The 24,606-nt window shown below is 70.7% G+C and carries 28 protein-coding genes; 13 read left to right on the forward strand and 15 right to left on the reverse strand.

Translation table 11 applies throughout. The annotated features are described in order from the left end of the window. Positions 1-153: 153 nt before the first annotated feature. The 5 genes from ACWF94_RS00725 to ACWF94_RS00745 form a co-directional block, all read right to left on the reverse strand. Positions 154-1,158 carry a zinc-binding dehydrogenase gene (locus ACWF94_RS00725; protein WP_453483329.1) on the reverse strand — a complete coding sequence of 335 codons (1,005 nt, stop codon included), beginning with the start codon at positions 1,156-1,158 and terminating at the stop codon, positions 154-156. 177 nt (positions 1,159-1,335) lie between these two features. Continuing rightward, on the reverse strand, positions 1,336-2,511 hold the full coding sequence (locus ACWF94_RS00730; RefSeq protein WP_453483331.1) for an NAD(P)-binding protein: 1,176 nt from the start codon (positions 2,509-2,511) through the stop codon (positions 1,336-1,338). 278 nt (positions 2,512-2,789) lie between these two features. Further along, a complete protein-coding gene (locus ACWF94_RS00735; RefSeq protein WP_453483332.1) occupies positions 2,790-3,287 on the reverse strand; it encodes a hypothetical protein in 498 nt (165 codons plus the stop codon). 151 nt (positions 3,288-3,438) lie between these two features. Then, on the reverse strand, positions 3,439-3,711 hold the full coding sequence (locus ACWF94_RS00740) for a DUF1905 domain-containing protein (RefSeq protein ID WP_453483334.1): 273 nt from the start codon (positions 3,709-3,711) through the stop codon (positions 3,439-3,441). Positions 3,712-3,760: 49 nt separating this feature from the next. Further along, entirely contained in the window at positions 3,761-4,153 is a 393-nt protein-coding gene (locus ACWF94_RS00745) for a VOC family protein (RefSeq protein ID WP_453483335.1), read from the reverse strand. Between the two features lie 299 nt (positions 4,154-4,452). Between ACWF94_RS00745 and ACWF94_RS00750 the strand changes: the two genes are divergently transcribed. Next, complete coding sequence (locus tag ACWF94_RS00750) at positions 4,453-5,199, forward strand: SAM-dependent methyltransferase (RefSeq protein ID WP_453483337.1); 747 nt, start codon at positions 4,453-4,455, stop codon at positions 5,197-5,199. A 123-nt stretch (positions 5,200-5,322) separates the two neighbouring features. Here ACWF94_RS00750 and ACWF94_RS00755 read toward each other — a convergent pair whose 3' ends face one another. From ACWF94_RS00755 to ACWF94_RS00765, 3 genes are all read right to left on the reverse strand, one after another. Then, positions 5,323-5,808 (reverse strand): hypothetical protein, encoded by a 486-nt coding sequence (locus tag ACWF94_RS00755; RefSeq protein ID WP_453483338.1) that lies wholly within the window; start codon positions 5,806-5,808, stop codon positions 5,323-5,325. A 123-nt stretch (positions 5,809-5,931) separates the two neighbouring features. Continuing rightward, positions 5,932-6,492 (reverse strand): flavoprotein, encoded by a 561-nt coding sequence (locus ACWF94_RS00760; protein ID WP_453483339.1) that lies wholly within the window; start codon positions 6,490-6,492, stop codon positions 5,932-5,934. Continuing rightward, positions 6,489-7,763 (reverse strand): helix-turn-helix domain-containing protein, encoded by a 1,275-nt coding sequence (locus ACWF94_RS00765; protein ID WP_453483341.1) that lies wholly within the window; start codon positions 7,761-7,763, stop codon positions 6,489-6,491. The genes ACWF94_RS00760 and ACWF94_RS00765 overlap by 4 nt, the downstream gene beginning before the upstream one ends. A 49-nt stretch (positions 7,764-7,812) precedes the next feature. Here ACWF94_RS00765 and ACWF94_RS00770 point away from each other — a divergent pair, with 49 nt between their 5' ends. The 6 genes from ACWF94_RS00770 (at position 7,813) to ACWF94_RS00795 (ending at position 9,464) form a co-directional block, all read left to right on the forward strand. Then, the gene (locus tag ACWF94_RS00770) at positions 7,813-8,175 is read left to right on the forward strand and encodes a hypothetical protein (RefSeq protein WP_453483342.1); all 363 of its coding nucleotides are present in this window, start codon (positions 7,813-7,815) and stop codon (positions 8,173-8,175) included. Next, the gene (locus ACWF94_RS00775; RefSeq protein ID WP_453483344.1) at positions 8,163-8,306 is read left to right on the forward strand and encodes a hypothetical protein; all 144 of its coding nucleotides are present in this window, start codon (positions 8,163-8,165) and stop codon (positions 8,304-8,306) included. Before ACWF94_RS00770 ends, ACWF94_RS00775 begins: the two co-directional genes overlap by 13 nt. Before the next feature lie 147 nt (positions 8,307-8,453). Then, positions 8,454-8,636, forward strand: coding sequence for a hypothetical protein (locus ACWF94_RS00780; RefSeq protein WP_453483345.1), 183 nt, complete (start codon positions 8,454-8,456; stop codon positions 8,634-8,636). A 2-nt stretch (positions 8,637-8,638) separates the two neighbouring features. Continuing rightward, positions 8,639-8,851: a hypothetical protein gene (locus tag ACWF94_RS00785; protein ID WP_453483347.1), complete on the forward strand. Its 213-nt coding sequence runs from the start codon at positions 8,639-8,641 to the stop codon at positions 8,849-8,851. Between the two features lie 98 nt (positions 8,852-8,949). Continuing rightward, positions 8,950-9,258, forward strand: a complete 309-nt coding sequence (locus tag ACWF94_RS00790; RefSeq protein WP_453483349.1) for a hypothetical protein — start codon at positions 8,950-8,952, stop codon at positions 9,256-9,258. Continuing rightward, on the forward strand, positions 9,255-9,464 hold the full coding sequence (locus tag ACWF94_RS00795) for a hypothetical protein (protein ID WP_453483351.1): 210 nt from the start codon (positions 9,255-9,257) through the stop codon (positions 9,462-9,464). The genes ACWF94_RS00790 and ACWF94_RS00795 overlap by 4 nt, the downstream gene beginning before the upstream one ends. 90 nt (positions 9,465-9,554) lie before the next feature. On the opposite strand, the gene ACWF94_RS00800 is transcribed toward ACWF94_RS00795, so the two are convergent. Next, on the reverse strand, positions 9,555-10,178 hold the full coding sequence (locus ACWF94_RS00800) for a response regulator (protein WP_453483352.1): 624 nt from the start codon (positions 10,176-10,178) through the stop codon (positions 9,555-9,557). Next, the gene (locus ACWF94_RS00805) at positions 10,175-11,419 is read right to left on the reverse strand and encodes a sensor histidine kinase (RefSeq protein WP_453483353.1); all 1,245 of its coding nucleotides are present in this window, start codon (positions 11,417-11,419) and stop codon (positions 10,175-10,177) included. The genes ACWF94_RS00800 and ACWF94_RS00805 overlap by 4 nt, the downstream gene beginning before the upstream one ends. 338 nt (positions 11,420-11,757) lie before the next feature. Between ACWF94_RS00805 and ACWF94_RS00810 the strand changes: the two genes are divergently transcribed. Next, the gene (locus ACWF94_RS00810) at positions 11,758-12,315 is read left to right on the forward strand and encodes a GlcG/HbpS family heme-binding protein (RefSeq protein WP_453483355.1); all 558 of its coding nucleotides are present in this window, start codon (positions 11,758-11,760) and stop codon (positions 12,313-12,315) included. 196 nt (positions 12,316-12,511) lie between these two features. Further along, positions 12,512-13,939, forward strand: a complete 1,428-nt coding sequence (locus ACWF94_RS00815; protein ID WP_453483357.1) for a M1 family metallopeptidase — start codon at positions 12,512-12,514, stop codon at positions 13,937-13,939. A 110-nt stretch (positions 13,940-14,049) separates the two neighbouring features. Here ACWF94_RS00815 and ACWF94_RS00820 read toward each other — a convergent pair whose 3' ends face one another. Then, positions 14,050-14,625, reverse strand: coding sequence for a TerD family protein (locus tag ACWF94_RS00820; RefSeq protein WP_453483359.1), 576 nt, complete (start codon positions 14,623-14,625; stop codon positions 14,050-14,052). Positions 14,626-14,935: 310 nt separating this feature from the next. On the opposite strand from ACWF94_RS00820, the gene arfB reads away from it, so the two are divergent. Further along, positions 14,936-15,364: an alternative ribosome rescue aminoacyl-tRNA hydrolase ArfB gene (arfB, locus tag ACWF94_RS00825; protein WP_453483360.1), complete on the forward strand. Its 429-nt coding sequence runs from the start codon at positions 14,936-14,938 to the stop codon at positions 15,362-15,364. Positions 15,365-15,510: 146 nt separating this feature from the next. Here arfB and ACWF94_RS00830 read toward each other — a convergent pair whose 3' ends face one another. Further along, complete coding sequence (locus tag ACWF94_RS00830; protein WP_453483362.1) at positions 15,511-16,074, reverse strand: flavin reductase family protein; 564 nt, start codon at positions 16,072-16,074, stop codon at positions 15,511-15,513. A 406-nt stretch (positions 16,075-16,480) separates the two neighbouring features. On the opposite strand from ACWF94_RS00830, the gene cdgB reads away from it, so the two are divergent. Together cdgB and ACWF94_RS00840 are read left to right on the forward strand one after the other, a co-directional pair. After that, positions 16,481-18,130: a diguanylate cyclase CdgB gene (gene cdgB / locus ACWF94_RS00835; RefSeq protein WP_453483363.1), complete on the forward strand. Its 1,650-nt coding sequence runs from the start codon at positions 16,481-16,483 to the stop codon at positions 18,128-18,130. 158 nt (positions 18,131-18,288) lie between these two features. After that, the gene (locus ACWF94_RS00840) at positions 18,289-19,275 is read left to right on the forward strand and encodes a carbohydrate-binding protein (RefSeq protein ID WP_453483365.1); all 987 of its coding nucleotides are present in this window, start codon (positions 18,289-18,291) and stop codon (positions 19,273-19,275) included. A 116-nt stretch (positions 19,276-19,391) separates the two neighbouring features. On the opposite strand, the gene ACWF94_RS00845 is transcribed toward ACWF94_RS00840, so the two are convergent. The 3 genes from ACWF94_RS00845 to ACWF94_RS00855 form a co-directional block, all read right to left on the reverse strand. Beyond that, positions 19,392-20,318: a 1-phosphofructokinase family hexose kinase gene (locus tag ACWF94_RS00845; RefSeq protein ID WP_453483367.1), complete on the reverse strand. Its 927-nt coding sequence runs from the start codon at positions 20,316-20,318 to the stop codon at positions 19,392-19,394. A 270-nt stretch (positions 20,319-20,588) separates the two neighbouring features. Then, a complete protein-coding gene (gene nagA / locus ACWF94_RS00850; RefSeq protein ID WP_453483369.1) occupies positions 20,589-21,776 on the reverse strand; it encodes an N-acetylglucosamine-6-phosphate deacetylase in 1,188 nt (395 codons plus the stop codon). Continuing rightward, positions 21,776-22,714, reverse strand: coding sequence for an ROK family protein (locus ACWF94_RS00855; RefSeq protein WP_453483371.1), 939 nt, complete (start codon positions 22,712-22,714; stop codon positions 21,776-21,778). The genes nagA and ACWF94_RS00855 overlap by 1 nt, the downstream gene beginning before the upstream one ends. 556 nt (positions 22,715-23,270) lie before the next feature. On the opposite strand from ACWF94_RS00855, the gene ACWF94_RS00860 reads away from it, so the two are divergent. Then, a complete protein-coding gene (locus ACWF94_RS00860) occupies positions 23,271-24,560 on the forward strand; it encodes an extracellular solute-binding protein (protein WP_453483373.1) in 1,290 nt (429 codons plus the stop codon). Positions 24,561-24,606 lie beyond the last annotated feature (46 nt).

The raw sequence follows: 24,606 nt of genomic DNA on the forward strand, positions 1-24,606 counted from the left end.
GGAGGCCGGTGGTCCTCCCGGGCCAGGCGGAGACCCCTACCGGGCCAGGCGGGGGTCCGTCCCGGATCCGGCGGAGGTCCATCCCGGGTCCGGCGAGGACCCCTACCGGTCCGGCGGAGGTCCGTCCCGGGCCAGGCGGGGGCCCGCCCCGGGTCAGGAGTGGGGGATCAGGACGACCTTGCCCATCGTGCCCCGGGTCTCCAGGGCCCGGTGCGCGCCCGCCGCGTCAGAGAGCGGGAAGCGCTGGACGGCGGGGCGCAGCCGGCCCGCGGCGGCCTCGGCGAGTGAGCGTTCTTCCAGGACGCGGATGTCGCCGCCCGCTTTCTGGAGCATCACCGGGCCGAGTACGCCCTCCGATGTGATCCCGCGTTCGGCGAGTTCGTCGTCCGTGAACGTGAGCGGCTCGCCGTCGTGGATCCCCTCGCTCGACCAGCCGAAGACGATGTGCCGGCCGCCCTTGCCGAGGAGGTCGACCGCCGCCCGGCCGGTGTCGCCGCCGACCGAGTCGAAGACGACGGTGGCCCGCCGGTCGCCGAGTTGGTCGGTGACCTGCCCGGGCCAGTCCGGCTGGGTGTAGTCGACGGAGATGTCCGCGCCGTTGACCAGGACGCGGGCCGTCTTCTCGGGGCCGCCCGAGAGTCCGACGACCAGGGCCCCGGCGTTCTTGGCGTACTGCACCAGGAGGGTGCCGATACCGCCCGCCGCGGCCGGGACGATCACGATGTCGTCCTGACCCAGGGTGGTGAACTGGAGGATGCCCATCGTCGTACGCCCGGTGCCGATCATCGCGACGGCCTCGGCCTCGTCCAGACTGGCGGGGATCTCATGGAGCCGGGTGGCGTCGGTGACGGCGAGTTCCGCGTAGCCGCCGGGGTTCATGCCGAGATGGGCGACGACGTGCTTCCCGAGCCAGACCGGGTCCGTTCCCTCGCCGAGCGCGTCGACCACGCCCGCGACCTCCCGGCCGGGCACGGTCGGCAGCTCGACGGGGGCGGCGTACGGGCCGGTCATACCCTCCCGCAGCGCGGTGTCCAGCAGATGGACCCCCGCCGCGGCGACCGCGATCCGCACCTGGCCGGGACCTGGCACCGGGTCCTCGACCCGTTCGTAGGTCAGATGGTCGGCCGGGCCGAAGGTGTGGAGGCGGATCGCGTGCATGAGGGCTCCCCTGAGGTGTGTGCTGGTCCGAGCGTGCCGTACCGGTGCCGGGCGGTGGCGGCGGTCCGGTGCGCGGTCCGGTCCGGTCCGGGCGGTGGTCGTCCGGACCGGACCGTCCCGGGCCGTGCCCGTCCGGAACGGTGCTCGTTCCGTGCTGTCAGGGACCACCCTTCAGCCTCAAGCGCGCTTGAGGTCAAGGGCCGGCAGGTGCTTTCTCAGCAGCAGGGAGACCGCCTCCAGCGCGCTGGTGAACGACACCTCGGACAGCAGCCCGGGTGCGGCGACCTGATCGCCGACCAGATAGACCCCGTCGCCCCGGTCGATCGCTGGCCGGTCCCGCCAGGTCGTACCGGGTCGGTCGAGTGCTCCCGTACGGCCCTGGGCGACGGCGTCGCGCCGCCACACCGTACGGTCGCGCCAGCCGGGAAAGCCCAGGTCGAGCAGGTCCTCCGCATGCGCGATCCCGTCGGCCTTGGCCTGGTCCGGGGCGATGGGCAGCTGGCCCTGGATGAGCGACTGCCCGGCCGGCGCGAGCGACGGATCCTGTGCGGTGAAGCGCTCCAGCCAGCCGGGGGAGTCCAGATCGGACACGATGAACGCGTCCTTCCGGCTCTTCTCCAGCGCGATGTCGATCAGCGCCGTACGGCCGCTGTCCCAGCGCAGCGACGCATCCCCCAGCAGCCCCCGGGCCGCGTCCAGCGTCGTCGCCACGATCACCGGCCCCCGCTTCTCGGGCAGTCTGTCGACCCGCGCACTCGTCTCGATACGTACGCCCCGGTTCCAGGCGTACGCCGCCATCCGGTCGATGACCTGGCCCCACCCGCCGCGCGGATAGTGCGCCTCCGGCGGGATGGCGGTGGCGCGGCGGAGCCGTTCCTGGACGAATGCCGCGGACAGCGAGCCCGGGTCGTGGTGGAACAGCGCGACCGCCATGTAGTGCGCCGCCGCCCGCGCGGCCCGCTCGCCCACCTGCTCCGTCGCCCAGCCGAGGAAGTCGCGGTCGACCGGCGCGTCCGCCGCCTTCCGCCGCCCCAGCCGGAACACCCCGAGCGGCGGCACCTTCCGCAGCCCGCCGTCCCGCCGGAACCGGAACCGCATCCCCTCCAGCGGCGGGATCGCCGCCAGCGGCCCGATGAGCTTCCGCTGCTTGAGCCAGGTCCAGTGGGGGCCCCGGAAGTACAGGGCATGCGGCCCGTCGTTCGTCTGATACGGCCCCTCGGCGGTACGGGCCCGGCCGCCGAGCGTGTGGTGCGCCTCGTACAGCGTCACCGCGGCACCCGACTCGGCGGCGGTGACGGCCGCGGTCAGTCCGGCGAAGCCGCCGCCGATGACGGTGACGGTGGTGTCGTGCATGGCTGTCCTTCCCTCCTGGCCCCTCGTGGGGCTCTGGGGGCTCGCTGGGAGCCGCTCTCAGGGAAGGGACGATCGCGAGGTGCCGGTTTGTGACATCCCGCGCGGGGCGGGTGGGTGACGCGTGGCACCCGGCGCCGGGGGCAGGGGCCGCCGGGGCCAGGGTCACCGGGTGCACCGGGTGCACCGGGTCAGGGTTCTGGGGTCCGGCTTACCCGGGGCTTATGGCGCCGGGGTCCGGTGCGTCAGGTTCAGGTTCAGATTCGGGTTCAGGTTCAGATTCAGGTACGGGGGAAGCGGGCCTGGAGGTCCCAGATCACCGGGTTGTCCGCGAGGCCCTCGTGCATATCGGTCAGATCCGCGATCACATCGTGCAGAAAGTCCCGCGCCTCCCGGCGCAGCTCCCCATGGCCGAAGGTGAGCGGCGGCTCCTCCCTCGGCATCCAGTCCGCCTCCACCTCCACCCACCCGAACCGCCGCTCGAACCGCATCCGGTCCGCCGACTCCGTGAAGTCCAGCTCCGCGCGCTGCGGGGTGGCGGCCCGGCTGCCCAGCGGGCTCTGGTCGACCCGCTCGACGATGTCGCACAGCGCCCAGGCGAAGTCGAGCACCGGGACCCACCCCCAGACTGTGGACAGCTCACGGTCCTCCTTGGTGTCGGCGAGATACACATCGCCGCAGAAGAGGTCGTGGCGCAGGGCGTGGGTGTCCGCGTGGCGGTAGTCGGTCTGCGGGGGGTCCGGAAAGCGCCGTGAGAGTGAGTAGCCGATGTCGAGCACGCGCCCGATGGTGTCACGCCCCGGGCGCCGCCCGGAATCGCTCGGCTCCCCGGGAGGCCCGCACCGGCCGGGGCGCACCTGCCGGGTCGCACCGGCCGGGAGCTGAGCCCGGACGGCGTGCCCCATCACGACAAGGCGAGAGTTCCGGATGTCAGGCGCTCAGCCGCTCCTCCAAGCGGACGGTCACGGTGTCCCCTTCCTCCTTGCCGATCGCCTTGCGCACCTCCGCCTTCACCGGCAGCTTGTGGGTGCCGTCTCCCAGGGCCATGAACGCACTCCGGAACGGATGACCGTCGATCGTGCCCCGGACCTTCACCAGGCCACGGGTGCCGAAGAACTCGGCCGACTCGGGCCACACGACGTAGATCCAGCCGCCGTCGCTCGGGCTCTTCCGCAGGGTCGCGGTGAACTGCTTGTCCAGCATGGATACCACCTGTTCAGGAACTTCCGGAGATTCAGGGGCTTCAGGAGCTTCAGGAGCCTTCGGAGCTGTCGGAGCCCTCGGAGTTTTCAATGAGAATGAGGCTGTTGCCGTCCGGGTCACGCACAGCGAACATCGGCGGCACCGCGGGCCCCATCCGCAGGACCTCCGCATCCGCGTCGACGCCGCGTGCGAGCAGGTCCGTGTGATCGGCGCCGGCATCCCGGGTCGTCAGCCGGATGCCGGCCGGGACCCCTTCGGGCACGAGCGCAATGGTCGTCGTCGCCCCGGGCGGTGCCACCTCGATCCAGCGCCCGTCGCCGAACGGCACGTCCCGGCGTATCTCGAAGCCGAGTTCGCCGACGTAGAACTCGGTTGCCTTCCGCTGGTCGGCGACGTGAATCCCGACCGTGGCCACCTGTGTGATGCGCGTGGTCTCGCTCATCCCATGCCTCCGCTCCTTGGTGTTCATCAGCAAGACGGAGGCGGGCGCGGAAACTCATCGTCGGCGACAAAGATCGATCGGACAGGGCTCATCAACGCCCCACCTTCACCTCCACACACCCCACGCGAAGAGCCGGTAAATCGGTGGAGATGTCAATCCGGGAGGCTTATCGTTGCCGGGTTCAAGATCCATGCGTTCGAACGAGGTGTATGTGATGACGGTCCGAGCAACGACCGCCGACTCCGGCCGGCTGTCCCCCGCAAACGCCATGACCTCATCAAACCGAAGGAACATCTCTCGTGGATCTTCCACGCATCTTCACCCTTCGCGAAAGCAGCCACCGCGTCCACAACCCGTTCACCCCTGACAAGCTCGCCGCCCTGGGCCAGGCACTGCACCTGGCTCCCGGGACGCGCGTGCTCGACCTCGCCAGCGGATCGGGCGAGATGCTGTGCACCTGGGCCCGTGACCACCGCATCACCGGAACCGGGATAGACATCAGCACGGTGTTCACCGAGAAGGCCCGCGCCCGTGCCGCTGAACTCGGCGTCGCCGACCGGGTCACCTTCGTCCACGGCGACGCCTCCGGCTACGTCGCGGACGAGCCGGTCGATCTCGCCGCGTGCCTCGGCGCCACCTGGATCGGGGGCGGCTGGGCCGGCACCGCCGAGCTGCTGGGCAGGAGTCTCCGCCCCGGCGGCCTGATGCTGATCGGCGAGCCGTACTGGCGTCAGGAAGTGCCGGACCAGGAAACCGCCAGAGCCTGCCTCGCCGGCGGCAAGGACGACTTCCTGGTACTGCCTGAACTGATCGGGCAGTTCGGTGAGTTCGGCTACGACATCGTGGAAATGGTGCTGGCCGATCAGGACAGCTGGGACCGGTACCAGGCGGCCCAGTGGCTCAACCTCCGCCGCTGGCTCGACGGTCATCCCGATGACGAGCTGGCCGACGAGGTGCGGTCCGAACTCACCACCGATCCCGTCCGCTACACGCGGTACCAGCGTGAATACCTCGGCTGGGGGGTCTTCGCGCTGATGGTCCGCTGACGGTCCGATGACGGTCCGATGAGCGCGGGTCCGGGCAGCACGCTGTACCGGACCCGCGCGTCTTCATCGTTGAGACCTCAGCGCTGCCTCGACCGCAGCCAGCGCGACAGCCCATGGTCGCTGTCAGGGCTTGCGGGCGGCTCCCTCGGGCCAGATCACATCGACCGGGATACCGGCCGCCTGCGCGTCGACGACCACATCGGCGGTGCCGCCGCCCTTCCCTGAGGGCGGGGAGCCGTTCCACACCGCGACCATGCGGTCGGCCCGTTGCAGGAGGACGTTGTTCGCGGCTTCGTACGCCTGCCGGTTGGCGGTCTCGTACGGCATGACGATCACCTCGCCCGCCTCCGCTTGCAGGCGGTCGAAGAGGTCCGCGTGGTCAGGCTTGACCTTCGCCTGCCGGTAGTCCTCGGACGGGATGACCACGACCAGTCGGCCACCGGCGTCGAGCACTGCCTCGGCGAACAGGCTGTCTGATCCGGCAGCGATACAGGAGACGCCGACGAGGTCCGGCCCGTAGGGCTGGAGCAGTTCGGCGAGGGCCGCCCTGACCAGAGGCACGCTGTCGTCGGTGAGGTCCATGTGCCCGGTCACGGCCAGTGTTGTCATACGAGATCCCTCAGTTCGACAGTAGATCGCGGATAGTGTCCCGTGCCTCACGTACGGGCCGCGATGCGCTGTGGCCCACGGTGTACGGGTAGAGCGCGCCGAGCTGCACCCGCACAGGGCAAGCTATCCGCCGGGGCAGACCTGCTCATTCAGCGCGGCCTCGACCGCAGCCAGCGCGGCGGCCCATGGGAACCCCGAGGAGTCGCCCTGCTTGGGCGGATGCGGCTGGTAGCCGTCCGGGCCGTCCAGATACCTCACGCCCTGCGTCCGCAGGTCGACGATGCTGCGCGCGACCGCCGGTTGCCGGGCCTGTGCCTGGTTGAAGTACGGCATCGCCACCACCGGCACCCCCATGTTCACGCCTTCCGACACCAGGCCGATGGCCAGGGTGTCGGCGATGCCCGCGCCCCACTTGTTCAGGCTGGTGCAGCTCAGCGGCGCGACCAGCATGGCATCCGCCTTAGGGAGCGCGTCACCTTCGTCCGGCAGCTTGTACTGCGACCGCACCGGGTGCCCGGTGAGTGCCTCCAGATCGCCGAAACGGTCGTTCCACCAACGGGCCGCAGAAGGCGTCAAGATGAGACACACGTCCCAGTCCGCTTCCTGCGCGGCGCGCACCCCGGTCTTGATGTGCTGCGTCGGGCCCGCCGCGCAAGCGATCAGATAGAGAACTCGGGTCGTCATGCGCGGAGTCCACACCGGGCCGCCAGCGAACGCAACCGGCTGCTGGGCAAAGCGGTAGCACGCACGACATCTTTCACCAGGGTTACAGCGTCGGGCCTGCCTTCTACCTCTTCCGGTGCAAGCTCATGGGCCTTCAGTAGCTCCTCCGCAGCCTGGTCCTGACACCGTGTCAAGAGCGCGGCGCGTGCCTTCGAAATGTGCAGTCCGACTCTGCGTTCCCGGCTCAGGGCATGAACCGATTCCGGAGCGAGTGCGTCGGCCGCTTCCATGGCGGACCAGCCGTCCTCAAAGCGGACGAGCATGTCCGTCCGGTGCAGGACGATGTTCGTCGGGCCGAACGTCGTCCAGTCCTCATCGCGGTCACCGCCCTGCCGATTCGCCACCTCTTCCGCTTCATCCACCAGCCCAGACGCAGTTCGCACCCGATCGGTCGTGCGCTCCTGCGACGAGGCTGCAAGCGCGGCCGACAGGTACAGCATGCCGAGCGTGGACAGTCCCAGCGGCCCACGGTCCGTCAGATCCGCTGCGAGGCGTCGGGCAGCCGCAGTCGAGAACTCGACGGCTGCCTCGGCGCGGTGCTGGTAGACCAGGCTCTTCGTCACCCGTCTCGCCGCCGCCCCTATCTGTACGGGGTCCCCCGACCGCTCCGCCGCGGCCAGCGCCCGGTCTGCGGCCAGCGCGGCCTGGGATGACGCGGCCTGCCCGTACTTGTGCAGATACGAGGTCACCAACTGGTAGACCCGCGACAGCGTGCCGCGCGCCTCGGCTGCCCGGCCTGCGGGTGCGGTGTGGGCGGCCCGCTCGGCGTCCAGGATCAGGCCCGGCAGATCCCGCGCGAGCGCACCGAAGTGGCATGCCTGGAACGCCTCGCAGCAGTAGACGAGCCGCTGCTGGAGCGCCGCTGGTGAGGGGACCAGCCGGTCATCTGGCGCGCTGCCGTAGAGGGCATCGACTACCTGCTGTACTTCAGGAGGAGCCGGAGGGCCCGCAGATGGAGGGTTGGGCAGGCTGTCGGACAACAGTTGCTCCAGAGGGATGCGCAGGACTTCGGCCGCGCGTACCAGGACGGAGAGCCGAGGGTCGGTCTGGCGTTTCCCGCCCTCGATGTCCTGCACCCACCGCTTGGTCTGGCCCATCAGGCGGCCGAAGTCGGTCTGGGTGAGTCCTCGGCGGTCTCGCCAGTAGGCGATCCGCCGTCCGATTCGACCAGTGTCCACAGCGCACTCCCCCCGAGGCACGCACTTTGCGTGCTTACCTGTGTTGTACCTCACCCTACGTTCTGTCGTACGCCGATCACAGAGACGGAGGAGTGAGCCCGTGATGACGATGAGCGTGTACCGGCTGAGCCCAGACGGGACCCGGCACCCGGTGTCTCCGCAGGTGGTCGTCGGCGATCCGCAGGGTCCCGGCATGCCCATCGAGCCCGCACGGTCGTCCGCGTACCCGCCGTGCGCCTGCCGCCGCTGCAAGGGCCGCGCCCGGACCCCGGTCCCCGTGCTCCCGGTCCGGTCCGGCTGGTGCCACTGGCACGGCGGCCCTTCCGGAACAGCCCGCATCATCCACCTGATCGAGCGCGCCTCCGGACCCCCGTACCCGCAGACCGCGTGTGCCCCGTGCCGCGAACAGCGCGGACTCATCGCCCTCACCGACACCACTCCCAGGGAGGCGCTGTGGAACGTCTGACCGTGGACTTCCTGTGCGGAGCACTCCGCCCCGAGGCCCGGAAGATCTTCTGCACCCAGCCCCCGGGCCATGAGGACGACCACCACCACGAATACACCGGCACCTCCTGGCCACGCACCGCAGGCGAGTGAACCAGCGACCAGGCGTCGCACGCAGGACTCCCGCTCCGGTCGGCTGACGACCACACGGCGGCCGGGGCGGGCCACACCAGCACAGCGAACGCGAAGGAGGAGCAAGTGGTACGCGGTAGGGCTCAGTTGGAGGCAGGGCGGAACAGAGTGTTCGCCGAACGGGAGCAGGTGATCGCCAGGTACCGGGAGGGGTCGTCCCTGAGGGCGATCGCCCACGCCTATGACGTGGACGACAAGTGGCTGACCGGACGGTTCGACGCGTGGGGCTTCCCGCGCCGGGACCACCGGGCCGCGGCGATCATCCGCTGGCACCGCCCCCAGGCGCGCTGACCATGCCAGAGATGCCAGGCATGTACGCCATGCACTACCTGCACTTCGTCCGCCGGGACGACCAGGGGGCCATCGACGCCATGCGCTGCCCGCACATCCTCTGCGGACGCCTCACACCCGTCACCCGCGACCGCATCCACGACCACCACGACTACGCCACCGGCACCCGCTGCCCGCTCTCCGGCGCCGAAGTACTCGACCACGCCCGCCGATAGAACCCGCTGCCCCCGCAACAACCGAAACGCCCCGACAGGCCGCTGTAACGGCACTGCCGGGGCTCCGACGAACAGCTTGCAAAGGAGCTGAACGACGTATGTGTGATCGTATCGTCCGCGCCCTCGTATGGGTGCTGCACCATTTCCCGTTGACGCGCCGCACCCGTCCCGGACGGCACACCGCCGAGTACCTCGCCCAGCAGCCCGCCCTCGTCAACCCGTGGTCCCGGCCGTGGACCGGACCGAGCGCGGAAGAGGCCCGGGCGATCTTCCGGGCAGAGGAAACCCTGACACTCACCCCCGTACGCCGCGAACGCTACTTCGCCACCGCCTGGGCAGAGCACGGATACGACTACCCGTACATCGCCGACGGCGTCCACCAGGCCCGCGCGGGGGTGCCCGCATGACACGCGACGCCATCACCACCACAGCCCCCGACACACGACTCACTGTCACCGTGTGCGGACACCCCACCGGCGCACCCGTCCCCATCCGGTGGATCCAGACCCAGAGCGGCAGCGGACACACCCTCTACGCCTGCCCGCCCTGCGCCGTCCTCGTCTACGACCACGGCCCGCAATGGGAAGACGAGATCCACCCCGCACAACCCTGACGACCGGACAGCGACCCGTTCGGCGACCTGCCGGACGGGTCCCAGGGCGCGGCGGCTCGTCAACGAATGCCACGGGGAGTCAGGAGGGGGTCAGGGGAGGAGGCGTTGTTCCTTGGCCACCGACACCGCGCCCGCCCTCGTGTCCACTCCCAGCTTCGCGTAGATCCGGCCCAGATGGGTCTTCACCGTCGCCTCGCTGATGAACAGCGCCCGCGCGATCTCCCGGTTCCCCAGGCCCCGCGCCAACTGGCCCAGGATGTCCCGCTCGCGTTCGGTCAGCGTCGGCCGGCCCGTGCCCCGCATCCGGTCCATCACCCGGCTCGCCACCGGGGCGGAGAGGGCGGGGCGGCCCTGGGCGGCCGAGCGGATCGCGGTGAAGAGTTCCTCCGGGCGCTCGGCCTTGAGGAGATAGCCGGTCGCGCCCGCCTCGATGGCGCGGGTGATGTCCGCGTCCGTGTCGTAGGTCGTGAGGACGAGGACATGGACGCCGGGTGCGGTGATCCGCCGGGTCGCCTCGACGCCGTCGATGCCCGCGCCGAGCTGGAGGTCCATCAGGACGACGTCGGGCCGCAGCTTCGCCGCCATCGCGACCGCTTCCTCGCCGCTGCCCGCCTCTCCGACGACCTCGATATCCGGTTCGCTGCCGAGCAGGGCGAGCAGACCGGCGCGTACGACGGCGTGGTCGTCGCAGAGCAGGATGCGTACGGCGGTCATGGGTGCTCCGTAAGGGGGATCGCGGCGGATACGACGGTGCCCTCGCCGGGCGCCGACTCGATCGTCAGATCGCCGCCGAACTGCCGCAGCCGGGCCCGCGCCGCCGCCAGGCCGTGTCCCCGTACACCGGGGGCGGACTCGGTGGGGACGAAGCCGGTGCCGTCGTCCGCGATGTCCAGCACCACCTGGTCGTCCAGATGGCTGAGGGTGAGCGCGGCGGTGGTCGCGCCCGAGTGCTCGCGTACGTTCGCCAGGGCGCCCTGGGCGATCCGCAGCAGGGCGGACTGGACCCGGTCGGGCAGTGGCGCGGGCGAGCCGTCCAGATGGAAGCGGATCCGCAGGGCGTCGGTGGACTCCCGCTCGGCGAGGGTGCGCAGGGCCTCGGCCAGGCCGCCGCCCTCCGCCAGCTCCGCCGGGGCGAGATCGTGGACGAAGCGCCGGGCCTCGGCGAGGCTGCGTTCGGCGATGGACTCGGCCGTACGGACATGGCCCCGGGCGGCCCCCGGGTCGCTGTCCCAGGTGCGCTCGGCGGCCTGGAGCAGCATCTGCTGGCTGGACAGGCTCTGGGCGAGGGTGTCGTGGATCTCCATGGACAGCCGCTGGCGCTCGGCGAGGGTGCCTTCGCGCCGTTCGGTGGCCGCCAGTTCCCTGCGGGTACGGATCAGATCGTCGACCAGCGACCGGAGCCGGTCGGCTTGGCGGCGCATATGGATGAAGACCGTCGTGGCGAGTACGGCGACGGCGGGCGGCACCAGGAACAGATTGGGGTCGACCCCGTCCCGCAGCCGCCACTCCGCGATCATGACCAGGGCGCAGAGGACGGCGACGAGGGTGACGGCCGCCCGGGTGGGCAGGGACCGCAGCCCGGTGTAGATCAGCGGCACGGCACACCAGGCGAAACTCGGCGCGAGCAGCACGATCACGACCCAGCAGCCGACGACGAGCCCGAGCCGGACCCGCTCGCCATGGCCGCCGCTCCTGTCGTCCCGGCTGTCCCGGTCGCCCCGGCTGTCATGTCTGTCACGTCTGTCACGGACGCCGGGCAGTCGGTGACCGGCGAGCTGAAGGACGGCGAGGGCGATGCTCAGCCCGATGACCCAGGGCAGCCGGGGGCTCTCCGGGTGGTTGATGAGATAGCGCAGGAGCGAGCCCGCGAGGAGCGCGATGAACGCCGTGTTCATCACCGTGTCCAGCCACCGCGTGTCCCGGTCCGCGGCCCGGGTGCGCAAGGTGTCGGACATGGGGCTGCTCTCCTGGTGCGTCGGTGCGTCGGTGCGTCGGTGCGTCGGTGGGGCTGTGCGTCTGTGGGGCTTGGCGGGCCGGCGGCTGGGTCCTGAGGCCCTGGTGTGCCCGGAGGCCCCGGGGCCTCCGCTGCGCCGGGCCGCCCGAGCCCCTGAGCTGGTCCTTCTCTTGAATGGTGGACCCCGGGGGCCATCCACGCATCAACCGATCGGCTGACCCGGGCCTCATCCATGATGCCTTCGCGGAGCAGCCGGTACGCCGAACCGTGCCATCGCCGTACCGGCCGAGGATCGATGGAGGAAGGTCCCGCAATGAATCCAGCAGAAGAGAAGTGACCATGAAGAAGATTTCGATCCGCACCCGCGTCCTCACCGGTGCCGTCGCCGCCGCCGCGCTCGGCGCGGGCGCCTTCGGAGCCGTGTCCGCCAGTGCCTCCGCGCCCGCCGCCGAGTCGCGTGCCGCGGTCAAGGGCGACACGTCGAACCGCCATCTTCAGCAGTCCACCCATCTCACGGTCGACGCGGCGTCGAGGGCCGCGCAGGCCACCCTGGACGCGGCCGAGCGGGCCGGGCAGCGGGTCAGCGTCGCCGTCGTGGACCGTAACGGCAACACCATCGTCACCCTGAGGGGCGATGGCGCGGGCCCGCAGTCCTACGAGTCGGCCGAGCAGAAGGCGTTCACGGCCGTCTCCTGGAACGCCCCCACGTCCCAGCTGGTCAAGCGCCTTGACGCGGCCCCGAACCTGAAGGACATCCCGGGCACCCTCTTCCTCGGCGGCGGCACCCCCGTCCAGGTCAAGGGCGCCCCGATCGCGGGCATCGGGGTCGCGGGCGCGCCGAGCGGTGCGCAGGACGAGGAGTTCGCGAAGGCGGGCGCGGCGGCTCTCGCCCGCTGAACCGGCTGAGTCGGCTGAACTGGCTGAGCCGGTTGAACCCCCTGAACCCGCTGAACCGGCACCGCGCTCAACCCGTCGGCCCGGCTCACCCCGGCTCACCTCGGCTGACCCCGTTGGCCCGCCGGGGTCAGCCGGGTGGCCCCGCCCAGCCCCCAGGCACCCGCCTCCCGCCCCCGCCCGGCCCTAGGATCGGTGCGTGGAACGGCCCCGTACACCACCTCTCCTCCGTACGCACGCCCTTCGCCTGCTCGCACCCGCCGTCGCGCTGCTGCTCCTCGCAGGGTGCACCGGCGGCCTCGCCTCCGGTGGGTCGGGGGGTGTACGGGGCAAGCCGGGGGCGGCCGGGGTGCGCGACCCGCTGTTCCCCCGGCTCGGCAACGGCGGATACGACGTACGGCACTATCTGCTGACCCTGGAGTACGACCCCGGGGAGCGCCGGCTCGAAGGCACCGCCGAGATCCTCGCCCGCGCCACCCAGGACCTCAGCGCCTTCAACCTCGATCTGCACCGGATGGACGTGGCCGAGGTCACCGTCGACGGGGACCGGGCCGGCGCCAACCGGGCCGGTGACGAGTTGACCGTACGCCCCCGCCGCGAGGTCGGACGGGGCGGCTTCTTCCGTACCGTCGTCCGCTACTCCGGTACCCCGCGCACGATCACCGACGCCGACGGCGCCGAGGAGGGCTGGCTGCCGACCGGGGACGGCGCGCTCGCGGTCGGCGAACCCGCCGGATCGATGGCCTGGTTCCCGGGCAGTCACCACCCGGGCGACAAGGCCACGTACGACATCGCGGTCACCGTCCCTCAGGGACTGACGGCCGTCTCCAACGGCGAGTTGGCGAAACGGACCACGCGAGGCGGCCGTACCACCTTCCGCTGGCGTACGACGGAGCCGATGGCGTCCTATCTCGCGACGCTCGCGATCGGCGCGTACCGCATGACGACCGCCCGGACCGGGGACGGACTCCCGGTCGTCAGCGCCGTCGATCCCTCGGTGCCCGCGGCGAAGGCGAGGCTGACCGGCCGTATCCCCGGGATCATGACCTGGGCGGCGGGGAGGTTCGGCCCGTACCCCTTCTCCTCCATCGGCGCGATCGTCGTCCCCGACGGCGAGGTCGGTTATGCCCTGGAGACCCAGAACCGGCCCGTCTTCCCCGTCGAGTACTTCACCCTGGACACCCTCGTCCATGAGATCGCCCACCAGTGGTACGGCAACTCCGTGACCCCCGAGAGCTGGCGGGACATATGGCTCAACGAGGGGTTCGCCACCTACGCGGAGTGGCTGTGGGCGGCGGACTTCGACGGCGTGCCCGTACGGGAGAGCTTCGGCGAAGCCTTCGACGAGGAGGCCAACTGGGCTTTCCCGCCCGCCGATCCGCCCTCCGCCGCCAAGGTCTCCGACGCCCCCGTGTACGGGCGGGGCGCGATGGTCCTGCACCGGGTCCGCGAGTCGGTCGGCGACCCGGCGTTCTTCGCGCTGCTGAAGGGATGGGCGAAGGAGCACCGGCACGGCAACGCCTCCACCCGCGACTTCACCGCCTACGCCGAGAGGGCGACGGGCAGGGATCTCGGCGCGGTGTGGGAGACCTGGCTGTACGGGAAGGACAGGCCGCCGCGCCCCTGAGATCCGCGCCCCTGAGACCCGCGCCCTGAGACCCGCGCCCTGAGACCCGGACAAGCGGGAAGCCCCCCAAGATTGCCTTGAGGGGCTTCCCGCTGAGCGGACGACCGGTGTCAGAGGTTGACCCCGAAGTCGCGGGCGATGCCCTCCAGGCCGGCCGCATAGCCCTGGCCGACCGCGCGGAACTTCCACTCCGCGCCATTGCGGTACAGCTCACCGAAGACCATCGCGGTCTCGACGGCCGCGTCCTCGCTCAGGTCGTAGCGCGCGATCTCGGCGCCGCCTGCCTGATTGACGATACGGATGTACGCGTTCCGCACCTGGCCGAAGTTCTGCGAGCGGGTGACCGCGTCGTAGATCGAGACCGGGAAGACGATCTTGTCGACATCGGCGGGCAGCGCGGCGAGGTTCACATTGATCTGCTCGTCGTCGCCGCCGCCCTCGCCGGTGCGGTTGTCACCGGTGTGGACGATGGTCTGGTCCGGGGTCGCCCGGTTGTTGAAGAAGATGAAATGGGCGTCGGACGCGACCTTCCCCGCGGGGTTCACACCGATCGCGGAGGCGTCGAGGTCGAAGTCCGTGCCGGTGGTGGTGCGGACGTCCCAGCCGAGGCCGACCGTGACGGCGGTAAGGCCCGGTGCCTCCTTGGTGAGCGAGACGTTGCCGCCCTTGGTCAGGCTTACTGCCATTGGGAAGTCCCCTTCGTGATCGGGTGGTGCGGGTGTCGAGCCCTGCCGACGCTACCGGTACCCCTCATAACGCAGACAGGGGACCGGCAGGTTCCCTACGATTCCGTGTTCTTCCGCTTATCTCCGTGCCCTCCGCGAAGGGTTTCATGGTGCTTGGTGGCTCTTTGTGCTGAATGAACCGCCGGTTACCTCGGTTGCGGCGGGTCTCGTTGGTCCCGCTGGTCCCGTTGGTCCTGCTGGTCTCGCTGGTTTCGCTGGTTTCGCTGAAATCCGGGTGACGGAAGTGGCCGTGGCACGGGACGATGGACACATGTCCGGGCCCTATGTCATCCGCGGTTCGGTCTCCCTGCCGGAGGCCGAGCTGATCTGGCGTTTCTCCAGGTCGTCCGGTCCGGGAGGGCAGCATGTGAACACCAGCGACTCCCAGGTGGAGCTGCGCTTCGACCTCGCGAAGACCGATGCGATGCCCGACGTCTGGAAAGAGCGCGCGCTGGAGCGGCTCGCGGGGCGGCTGGTGGGCGGAGTGATCGCCGTACGGGCGTCGGAGCACCGCTCGCAGTGGCGCAACCGCGAGACGGCGGCGGTCCGGCTGGCCTCACTGCTGGCGGAGGCGACGGCTCCGCCGCCGAAGCCGAGGCGGGCGAGGAGGATTCCGCGCGGGATCAACGAGCGCAGGCTGCGGCAGAAGAAGCAGCGGGCTGAGACCAAGCGGGGCCGCTCGGGCCGCGACTGGACCTGATGGCCCCGGGCGTTCGGCCGGCCGGTCTGACGGCCCGGGGGGTCAGGCGGAGGGCCTGACGGCCCGGGGCGTTCAGCCCGACGGCCGGACGGCTCGCGCGGCTCAGCCCACCTGCTCGGCCGGTGCAGCCCACCTGCTCGGGCGGCTCAGCCCAACTGGCGGTACCGCCCGCGGAAATACAGCAGCGGGCCGCCCTCCCCCGACGGCAGCCTCGCCGACAGCACCCGCCCGATCACCAGGGTGTGATCACCGGCGAGGACCTTCTGCTCGGTCCGGCACTCCAGGGTCGCGAGGGCTCCGCCGACGAGCAGGGTGCCGCTCACCGTGCCCCGGGTGTAGGGGATGTCCTCGAAGAGGAGCCGGTCGCTGATCCGGCCCTTCATGGCGAAGCGGCCCGCGATGTGCCGCTGGCTCTCGGAGAGCACCGAGACGCCCCACAGGGGCTCCTCGGCCAGCAGATCGTCCATCCGGGAACCGTTGCGCAGACTGACCATCACCAGGGGAGGGTCCAGTGACACCGAGACGAACGCCGTCGCCGTCATGCCGACGTCCTCGCCGTGCGGGCCGTAGTCGGGGTCGTGCGCGGTCACCAGGACCACCCCGGCGGCCAGCCTGGACATGGCGGCGCGGAACTCCTCGTTGCTCACCCCCTCAGCATGGGGGATGAGACTGGCGGAATCCGGACCGGAGTCGAGAGGCGTATGCAGCACACAACTAACCGTAGCCGCGTGCGCTCGGGGTCCGCATCGGGCGCCGGGACCGGCGAAAGTCCTAGGACCAGCACCGGTCGGACCCTTCCGGACGGCCGCAGCCGGCTGCGGCAATGCCCGTACAAACACCCGTACAAACGCATGCCCATACGGCGGACGCGGGGGTCGAAATCGGCCGGATTTGCGTTCGGGGAACGCTGGTAAGCGCCAAGCGCACATCCACCCGTGGCCGCAACCCTTCATATGCTGATGTGACTTGAGTCACAGAGTACGGTAATTGTTGACCCTGTGTACCGAGGGGACAGCTCACTGTGATTCAGTGGCCGGGATACGGCAACGAGAAGACCGCACCAGAAGGCCGAAGACAAACCTGGAGTCTGCTGTCGAGGTCTCGGGGAGAGCGAGCATGGAGAGCGAGTCGGAGCCCTACGTCCGTCTTGCGACCCTGCGCCAGCTGCACAAAGTGGTCGCGAACCTCAACACCGCCCGCAGCCTGGCCGACACGCTCCAGACCGTCGCCGACGGCATCGTGGCAGGGCTCGGATACGAACTGGCGTGTGTCAACCTCGTACGCCCGGACGGAGATCTCGTCGTCGCCGCCTTCGCGGGCAGCACCGCGGCCGAGGCCCTGATAACCGGGCGCGTCGGCTCCCGCTCCTCCTGGGAGCGCCGGCTCTCCATGGGGGAGGCGTGGGGGGAGCTGCGGTTCATTCCGCACACCGAGGGATGGGTGCTCATCGAGGACGATGTCCCGCAGTGGCACACCGAGGGCCCCGAACCGCGCTTCGAGGACGAGTGGCACCCGCAGGACCGGCTCTACGCGCCCATGTACAGCTCGGGGGGCGGACGGGAGCTGCTCGGCGTCATCTCCGTCGACCGGCCGCGCAACGGACGCCGTCCGGGCGCCTGGGGGCAGGAAGCCCTCCAGATGTACGCGTCCCAGTCCGCCATTGCGATCAGCAATGCCCGCCTCAGAGCAAATATGCAGCGGGCACTCGTCCGGCTGGAGCGCGAGCAACAGGCGCTGCGGGCCAGTGAGGAGTCATTCCGCCAGGCGTTCGAATATGCGCCCAGCGGCATGGCGATAGCCGAGATGGGCGGCGATCAGCACGGCCGGCTGCTGCGCACCAATGACGCCCTGTGCAGGCTGCTGGGCCGCCCCGCCTCCGCGATGCGGCGCTACTCCTTCGCCGATCTGGTCCACCCCGAGGACGTCGGCACCCTGCTGCGCACCTCCGCCGAGGGGGGCCGGGCCGAGCTGCGGCTCGGCCGCCGCGACGGCACATACGTCTGGGTCTCGCTGCGCAACTCCGTCGTCGCCGACACCGCCGACGGCCCCCGCTTTCTGCTCACCCATGTCGAGGACATCGAGGACCGCAAGCGCCATGAGCTGGCGCTCGCCCACCGGGCCTCCCACGACGCGCTCACCGGGCTGCCCAACAGCGCCGAGCTGCGGTCGCGGCTCAGCGCCAAGCTGTGCGAGCGCCCGCCGGAGACCCGGGGCGCGGGCGTCGAGGCCGCCGACGTCATGGACACGGCGTACGACTCGGAGGCCGGGGCGCTCTTCAACGCCGACGGCTTCGACTTCGGTCCCGTCGGCACCGCGTTCGATCACCATGTGCACATCATCGCGCCGGACGACGCGGTCAACGACGGTACGAAGGGGCTCGCGGTGCTCTTCTGCGACCTCGACGGCTTCAAGTCGATCAACGACCGGTTCGGGCACCAGACCGGTGATGTCGTCCTGGTCGAGGTCGCCCGCCGGCTCACCACCGGCGTACGGGAAGGGGACACCGTCGCCCGGCTCGGGGGTGACGAGTTCGTCGTCCTCGCCGACGGCCTTGGCGCGGCCGACGCCGCAGACCTGGCCGTACGCCTGCGGAACGCGATCATTCTGCCCATCCGCGTGGGCGGCCGGGGGGTGCGCGTGGGGGCGAGTTTCGGCATCGGGTGGGCGAGCTGCGGAATGACGGTCGACGAGGTGCTGCAATCCGCCGACCAGCGGATGTACATCGAGAAGCGGTCCCGTTCGAAGGTTCACCGGCGGGCCGGCTGACCCCCGCGTCTGTCATGTTCTGGTCTTGTGACGAAGGGGGGATTGGGGTCAACGCCCCCCATTCCGTTACTCCTCACCGGGTAGGCTCGCCCGCGTCGGCGTAGCGCTGACGACATGGTTCGGCGTAGCGCTGACGACATGGTGAGGAGTGACCAGGGATGACGGCCGCGAACAACGGCGCGAGCACGCCCGAGGACGACGATCCGTTCGGCTACCTCTACGAGGACGGACAGGCCGCAGGCGCCACCCCGCCCGGACAGAGCCGCGGATACGGCTACCCGGGCCCCGCCGCGCAGCCCGGCGTCCCCCGGACCTCGTACAACCAGGTGCGGACGGTCGGCGAGCGCCAGTACGGCCAGAGCCAGCAGATCCCGCAGCAGCAGGGATACGCACAGGGGCACCAGCAGCAGGCGTACGGCCAGCCGAACGCCCAGTACGCGGCCCCCGAGACCTACCCCGGCGGTCCGCCCACCCGCCCGGTCCCCCCGCCGCACAGCGGTGGCCGCGGCGGCGGCCGTGGCCCCAACACCAAGGGGCTGCTGATCGGCGCGATCGCCGTCGTCGCTGTCGTGGTGCTCGGCATCGCCGCGGCGCTGATCACCAACGACGACGACAAGAACAAGGACAAGGCCGGGCCCGACAGCGGGCCGAGCGGCACCCAGAGCGCGGGCCAGTCCCCGCCGCCGAGCGACGGAGCGAGCCCTCAGGGCACCGATGCCCCGGCAGGACTGCCCAAGCAGGACGCGGCGACCCTCCAGCTCGGGACGCCCGCCGCGCTGACCAAGGACTTCAAGGGTGCCAAGGGCGAGGGCGGTCTGGCGGTGGCGTTCAACGGGGTCGGCGGGTCCGCGAGCTGGTCGGTCGACGTACCGTCCGGTGGCGCGTACACGCTGTACATCACGTACAGCGTGCCGGGCAAGGACGCCAAGACGTCGCTCACCATCAACGGCGGAACCCCTCGCGACATCAACATGTCGAACTTCGCGAAGGCGTCCGAGGGTGACTGGGTGAAGGGCTGGACGCGCACCTTCGCCTTTGTCGACCTCAAGTCGGGCAAGAACGACCTGAAGATGTCCTGCGAGCAGGGCAATCAGTGCGAGGCGCTGCTCGACCAGGTGTGGCTGAAGGCCGGACACAACGGCTGACCGACCCGGGGCCTGCTCGCTGGCTCTGCTCGATGGCCCTGCTCGATAGCCCTGCTCGATGAAGCGGAGCCGCACCTGCGCGCGCCGCCGCTGTCCGTTCCGCCGACGTGCGCGGCTCAGGCCGCGGCCGGCTGTTCCGTGACCGTGACGCCGGGGAGCAGTTCGTCGTACGCCGTACGGTCGAACTCGCCCGCCGCCGGGGCCAGGACCGTCGCCGCCGACAGCGCGACCGCGCGGGCCAGCCGGTCCGGCCAGGGCAGGCCCTCCACCAGACCCGCGAGCAGTGCGGCGACCGCCGAGTCGCCCGCGCCGGTCGGGTTGCCGCGTACCGGGGCGGGTGGCACGGCCTGCCAGCTGCCCTCCTGAGTGGCCGCGAGCAGACCGTCCGGGCCCAGTGAGGCGACGACGGCGCGTGCCCCTCTGCGGCGGGCGTCACGGGTCGCGCGCAGGGGCTCGCGGGCGCCGGTCAGCCGGGCGAGTTCATCGGCGTTCGGCTTGATGAGGTCGGGGCGGGCGGCGATGCCCCGGCGCAACGGTTCGCCGCTGGTGTCCAGCAGGACGGGGACGCCCGCGGTGTGGGCCCCGCGGACGAGTTCCGCGTACGCGCCGACATGGATGCCGGGCGGCAGGCTCCCGCACAGGGCGACCGCCGACGCGTCCCGCAGCAGTGACCCGTACACGTCGAGAAAAGCGGCCCACTCGCCGGGGGCGACGGTGGGGCCCGGCTCGTTCAGCTGAGTGGTGTCGCCGCCCGCGCTGTCGACGACGGCGATGGTACGGCGGGTGGTCCCGGCGACGGCGACGAGCGCGTCATGGGGCGCGAGAGGTGCGAGGAGTTCGCGCAGGAGGGCCCCGGCAGGGCCGCCCGCGAAGCCGGTGACGACGGCCTCATGGCCGAGCGCGCACAGCACCTGGGCGACATTGAGGCCCTTGCCGCCGGGGCGTTCACGGACCTCGCTCACCCGGTGGCTGGTGTGCGGGACGAGGGCGGGGACCTGGTAGGTGATGTCCAGTGCCGTATTGAGCGTCACCGTCAGGATCATCCGCGAAGCGCCCCCTCGGATCGCCGCAGGCCGGGTCCGTAGTCCGTGCAAGTCCTGATCATGCCAAACAGCGGGCGGTTGGCCCAGACCCCCGGCCAACCGCCGTGCACTGATTTCTCGTACTGTGCGGTGAAATGGTGTGCGGTGTGGCTGTGCGTGCCTCTGCGTCGTGCGTTTGTGCGGTGCGTCTGTGCGGTGCGTCTGTGTCGTGCGGCGACACCGTGTGGTCTCGCGCGGCGGCGGACCCGCCCGCACAAGGCGCGACAACCCTTAGCCCGGATCGATCACCCAGGCGCCCTGGCGCATCACGCCTCTGAGTCTGAACTCCTCGTCCAGGACCACCAGGTCCGCGTCCTTGCCCACCTCCAGCGAGCCGACCCGGTCGTCGAGGCCGAGCAGCTTGGCGGGGTTCGCCGAGATCGCCTGGACGATGTCGGCGACCGGCAGCCGGTCGACCGTCGCCGCCCGCCGGAACGCCGTGTCCAGCGTCAGCGTCGAGCCGGCGATCGAACCGCCCTCCGTCAGCCGGGCCACCCCGTCGATCACATCGACGGCCAGCGGGCCGAGCTGGTAGCGGCCGTCCCCGAAGCCCGCGGCGTCCATGGCGTCGGTGATGAACGCGACCCGGTGCGCGCCCGCGCGGTGGAAGGCCAGCTCCAGGGCGGCCGGGTGCAGATGCGTACCGTCGTTGATCAGCTCGACCGTGATCCGGTCGTCCTCCAGCAGCGCGGCGATCGGCCCCGGCGCGCGGTGGGCGAGCACCGGCATCGCGTTGAACAGATGCGTCGCCACCGTCGCGCCCGCGTCGATGGCCTCGACGGTCTGCTCGTACGTCGCGTCCGTGTGCCCGATCGCGGCGATGACACCGTGTTCGGCCAGCAGCCGTACGGAGTCGATACCGCCGGGCAGCTCGGTCGCCAGCGTCATCATCTTCGCCGTGCCGTGCGCCGCGTCGATCAGTTTGCGCACCTCGGCCGGGTCGGGGTCGCGCAGCAGCTCCTCGCTGTGCGCGCCCTTGCGGCAGGGGGAGATGAACGGGCCCTCGAAGTGGATGCCCGCGAGGTCGCCCTGCTGGACCAGCTCGGACAGGGCACCCGCGCGGTGGGCCAGGAAGTCGATCTCGGCGGTGACCAGGGACGCCACGAGGGTGGTCGTACCGTGCTCGCGGTGGGTGGCGACGCCCCGCAGGACGTCGTCGGCGGTGCCGCCCGTGAAGGAGGCTCCGCCGCCGCCGTGGTTGTGGATGTCGATGAAGCCGGGAACGATCCAGTGGCCGGAGAGATCGCGGGTGGCGGCGGCCTCGGGCGCGGCGCCGGGGGACACGTCGGCGATCTTCGTGCCTTCGACGGTCACCCGCCCGTTCTCGACGGTCCCGGTCGGCAGTACCACCCGGGCTCCGGTGAGGATCGTGCTGTCGGCGCGTGCGGCGCTATCGGCGAGTGCGGCGCGTGCGGCCATTAGGCGGTTACCTCCGAGTCGGTGGCGATCAGATCCCAGGCGAGCAGCCCCGCGCCCAGGCATCCAGCGGTGTCCCCCAGGGCTGCCGGGACGATGGAGGGCAGCTTCTGGAACGTGACTCGCTCCTCGACAGCGGCCCTGAGGGGTGTGAACAACGTTTCCCCTGCTTCGGCGAGACCGCCACCGATGATGAGTACGCGGGGGTCCAGCAGAGTGAGCGCGGTGACCAGTCCGGCCGCGAGGGCGTCCACGGCGTCCCGCCACACCGCGATGGCCCTCGGGTCGCCCGACTCGACCGCCTTGGCGCAGTCCGCCGCGTCCGCGTCGGTGTCGCCGCTGGCGCTCGCCCAGGCACGGGTGACCGCGGCGGCCGACGCGAGGGTCTCCAGACAGCCGCGCTGGCCGCAGCCGCAGGCCGGCCCGTCGGGACGGACCACGACATGGCCGATCTCGCCCGCGTAGCCGTGGGCACCGGCCTCGATGACGCCGCCGATGCCGATGGCTCCGGCGATGCCGGTGCCCAGCGGTACGAAGAGGAACCGGTCGGCGCCCTGGCCGGCGCCGATACGGCCCTCCGCGAGTCCGCCCGTACGGACGTCGTGTCCCAGGACGACGGGGAGGCCGCCGAGCCGGTCGCTGAGCAGCTTGCGCAGCGGGACATCGCGCCAGCCGAGGTTGGCGGAGTAGACGGCGATGCCGTTCTCGGAGTCGATGATTCCGGGGACGACGGCTCCGACGGCGAGGGCGGCCCCGCCGAGGTGCTGTTGTCCGTACGTACGCAGGTCGTCGGCGAAGTCGAGGATGGACTGGATGACGGCATCGGGGCCACGCTCGCGTGCCGTGGCGCGTCGGGCCTCGTGGAGGAGGGTCCCGTCCACCCCGACGAGGGCGGCCTTCATGCCGGTGCCGCCCACATCGAGGGCGATGACGTGTCTCACGTGGATAGTCTGGCGCGAGAAGGGCCGAAAGGTCTAGTCCACTAGCCACGATTGTTGCGCAACCGTACAAACTCATTGCGCCGGGCCCGTGCCTCCCCAGGGCTCTGCCCCGGCCCCCGCGTCCCAAACCCCCGGCACCGCTTCGCCGGGCCTCCGGCCCCGGGCTCCTCCGGCGGGGCGCCGGCACCCGGGTCTCCATCTCCCCGCGGCGAAACGGGTCTGGACCTCTGGCGGTCTCCGCTGCGGGCAGAGGCGGCGGACCGGCACCTCACCAGGTATGCCGGGACGTGCGCGGCAGGCGGAACGCAGGCGGAGGGCAGGCGGAACGCACCCGGGCGACGACCGCCGGCCAGCTGATCCTCAGCCATCTCCGGCCATCCCCGGCGAACCATTATGAAACCCTCTTACAGAACAGACGTTGCAGAAGTGAGACCGCTCGGCGTAGACCTCTGAAGGGCGATGCGGAAAAATCGCTCCTTATCTCGGGGGGACGTGACGGGGGCGTCACGGGAGACGATCGACACAATTCAGCCAACTGCAAGGTGGGGGAAGAGCTGTGCAACGGCACTTCTTGAGACTGACCGCGGCGACAGCCGCGTTGGGCGCGATGATCGCACTGGCGGGGTGCGGGGAGTCGGGCGGCACGACCAGCGACGTCACCCTCAAACTGATTGCCGCCGACTACGACGTCAACGGCGGCCAGAGCAGCAAGAAGTACTGGGCCGACCTCGTCACCGAGTTCGAGAAGAAGCACCCGGGCATCAAGGTCGATGTTCAGATCGAGCCCTGGACCAACGTCGACCGCAAGGTCGCCGACCTGGTCAAGGCCGGACAGGCGCCCGATGTGGCCCAGATCGGGGCGTACGCCGACTACGCCGCCGATGACAAGCTCTACAGCGCCGACCAACTGCTGTCGGTCCCTGTCCAGTCCAACTTCCTCCTTCCGCTCATCGACGCCGGTGAACAGCGGCGGGTCCAGTACGGGATGCCGTTCGTCGCCTCCACCCGGCTGCTCTTCTACAACAAGAAGCTCTTCCGCGAAGCCGGTGTCGAAGAGGGCCCGAAGACCTGGCCGGAGCTGCGCTCGGCGGCGGACAAACTGAAGAAGTCCACCGACGTCAAGTACCCGTTCGCGCTGCCCCTCGGTCCCGAGGAGGCCCAGGCCGAGACCATGATGTGGCTGCTCAGCGGCGGAACCAACGGCTATGTCGAACCCGGCGGCGGCTACAGCATCGACTCCGAGGAGAACATCGCCTCCGTCGAGTGGGTGAAGAAGAACCTTGTCGACCGCAAGCTCACCGGCCCCGTCGCCCCCGGGACGCTCAACCGCAAGGAGGCGTTCGCCGCCTTCACCGCGGGTGAGGTCGGCATGCTCAACGGCCACCCCTCGCTGGTGAAGGCCGCGAGGGACGCCGGGATCGAGCTGGGCAAGGTGCCGACCCCCGGCCGGTTCGGCAAGCCGAAGGCCGCCCTCGGCGTCGCCGACTGGGTCATGGGCTTCAAGCAGAACGGCCACCGGGCCGAGATCGGCAAGTTCCTGAACTTCCTCTACACCGACAAGAACGTCATCGACTTCGCCGCCCAGAACGCCCTGCTGCCCGTGACGGTCTCCGCGTCCGAGGCCATGGCGGCGGACCCCGAGCACGCGGACCTCAAGGAGTTCCTGAGCGAACTGCCCTCCGCCGTACTGCCGCCGGTCGGCCGGACCTCATGGGCCGCCGTCAGCGATCAGATCAAACGGGACATCGGCAAGGCCGTCGAGCCGGACGGCGACCCGCGTGACGTACTCGAAGACATCGCCCAGAAGGCGGCGGCGGCGGAGGGCAGCGAGAAGGAGAAGGAGTAGCGGGCGGGCGCGGAGTACGGCGAGGTGGGCGGGGGAGTACGGAGGG

This window comes from Streptomyces sp. NPDC055078 (genome assembly GCF_053607985.1).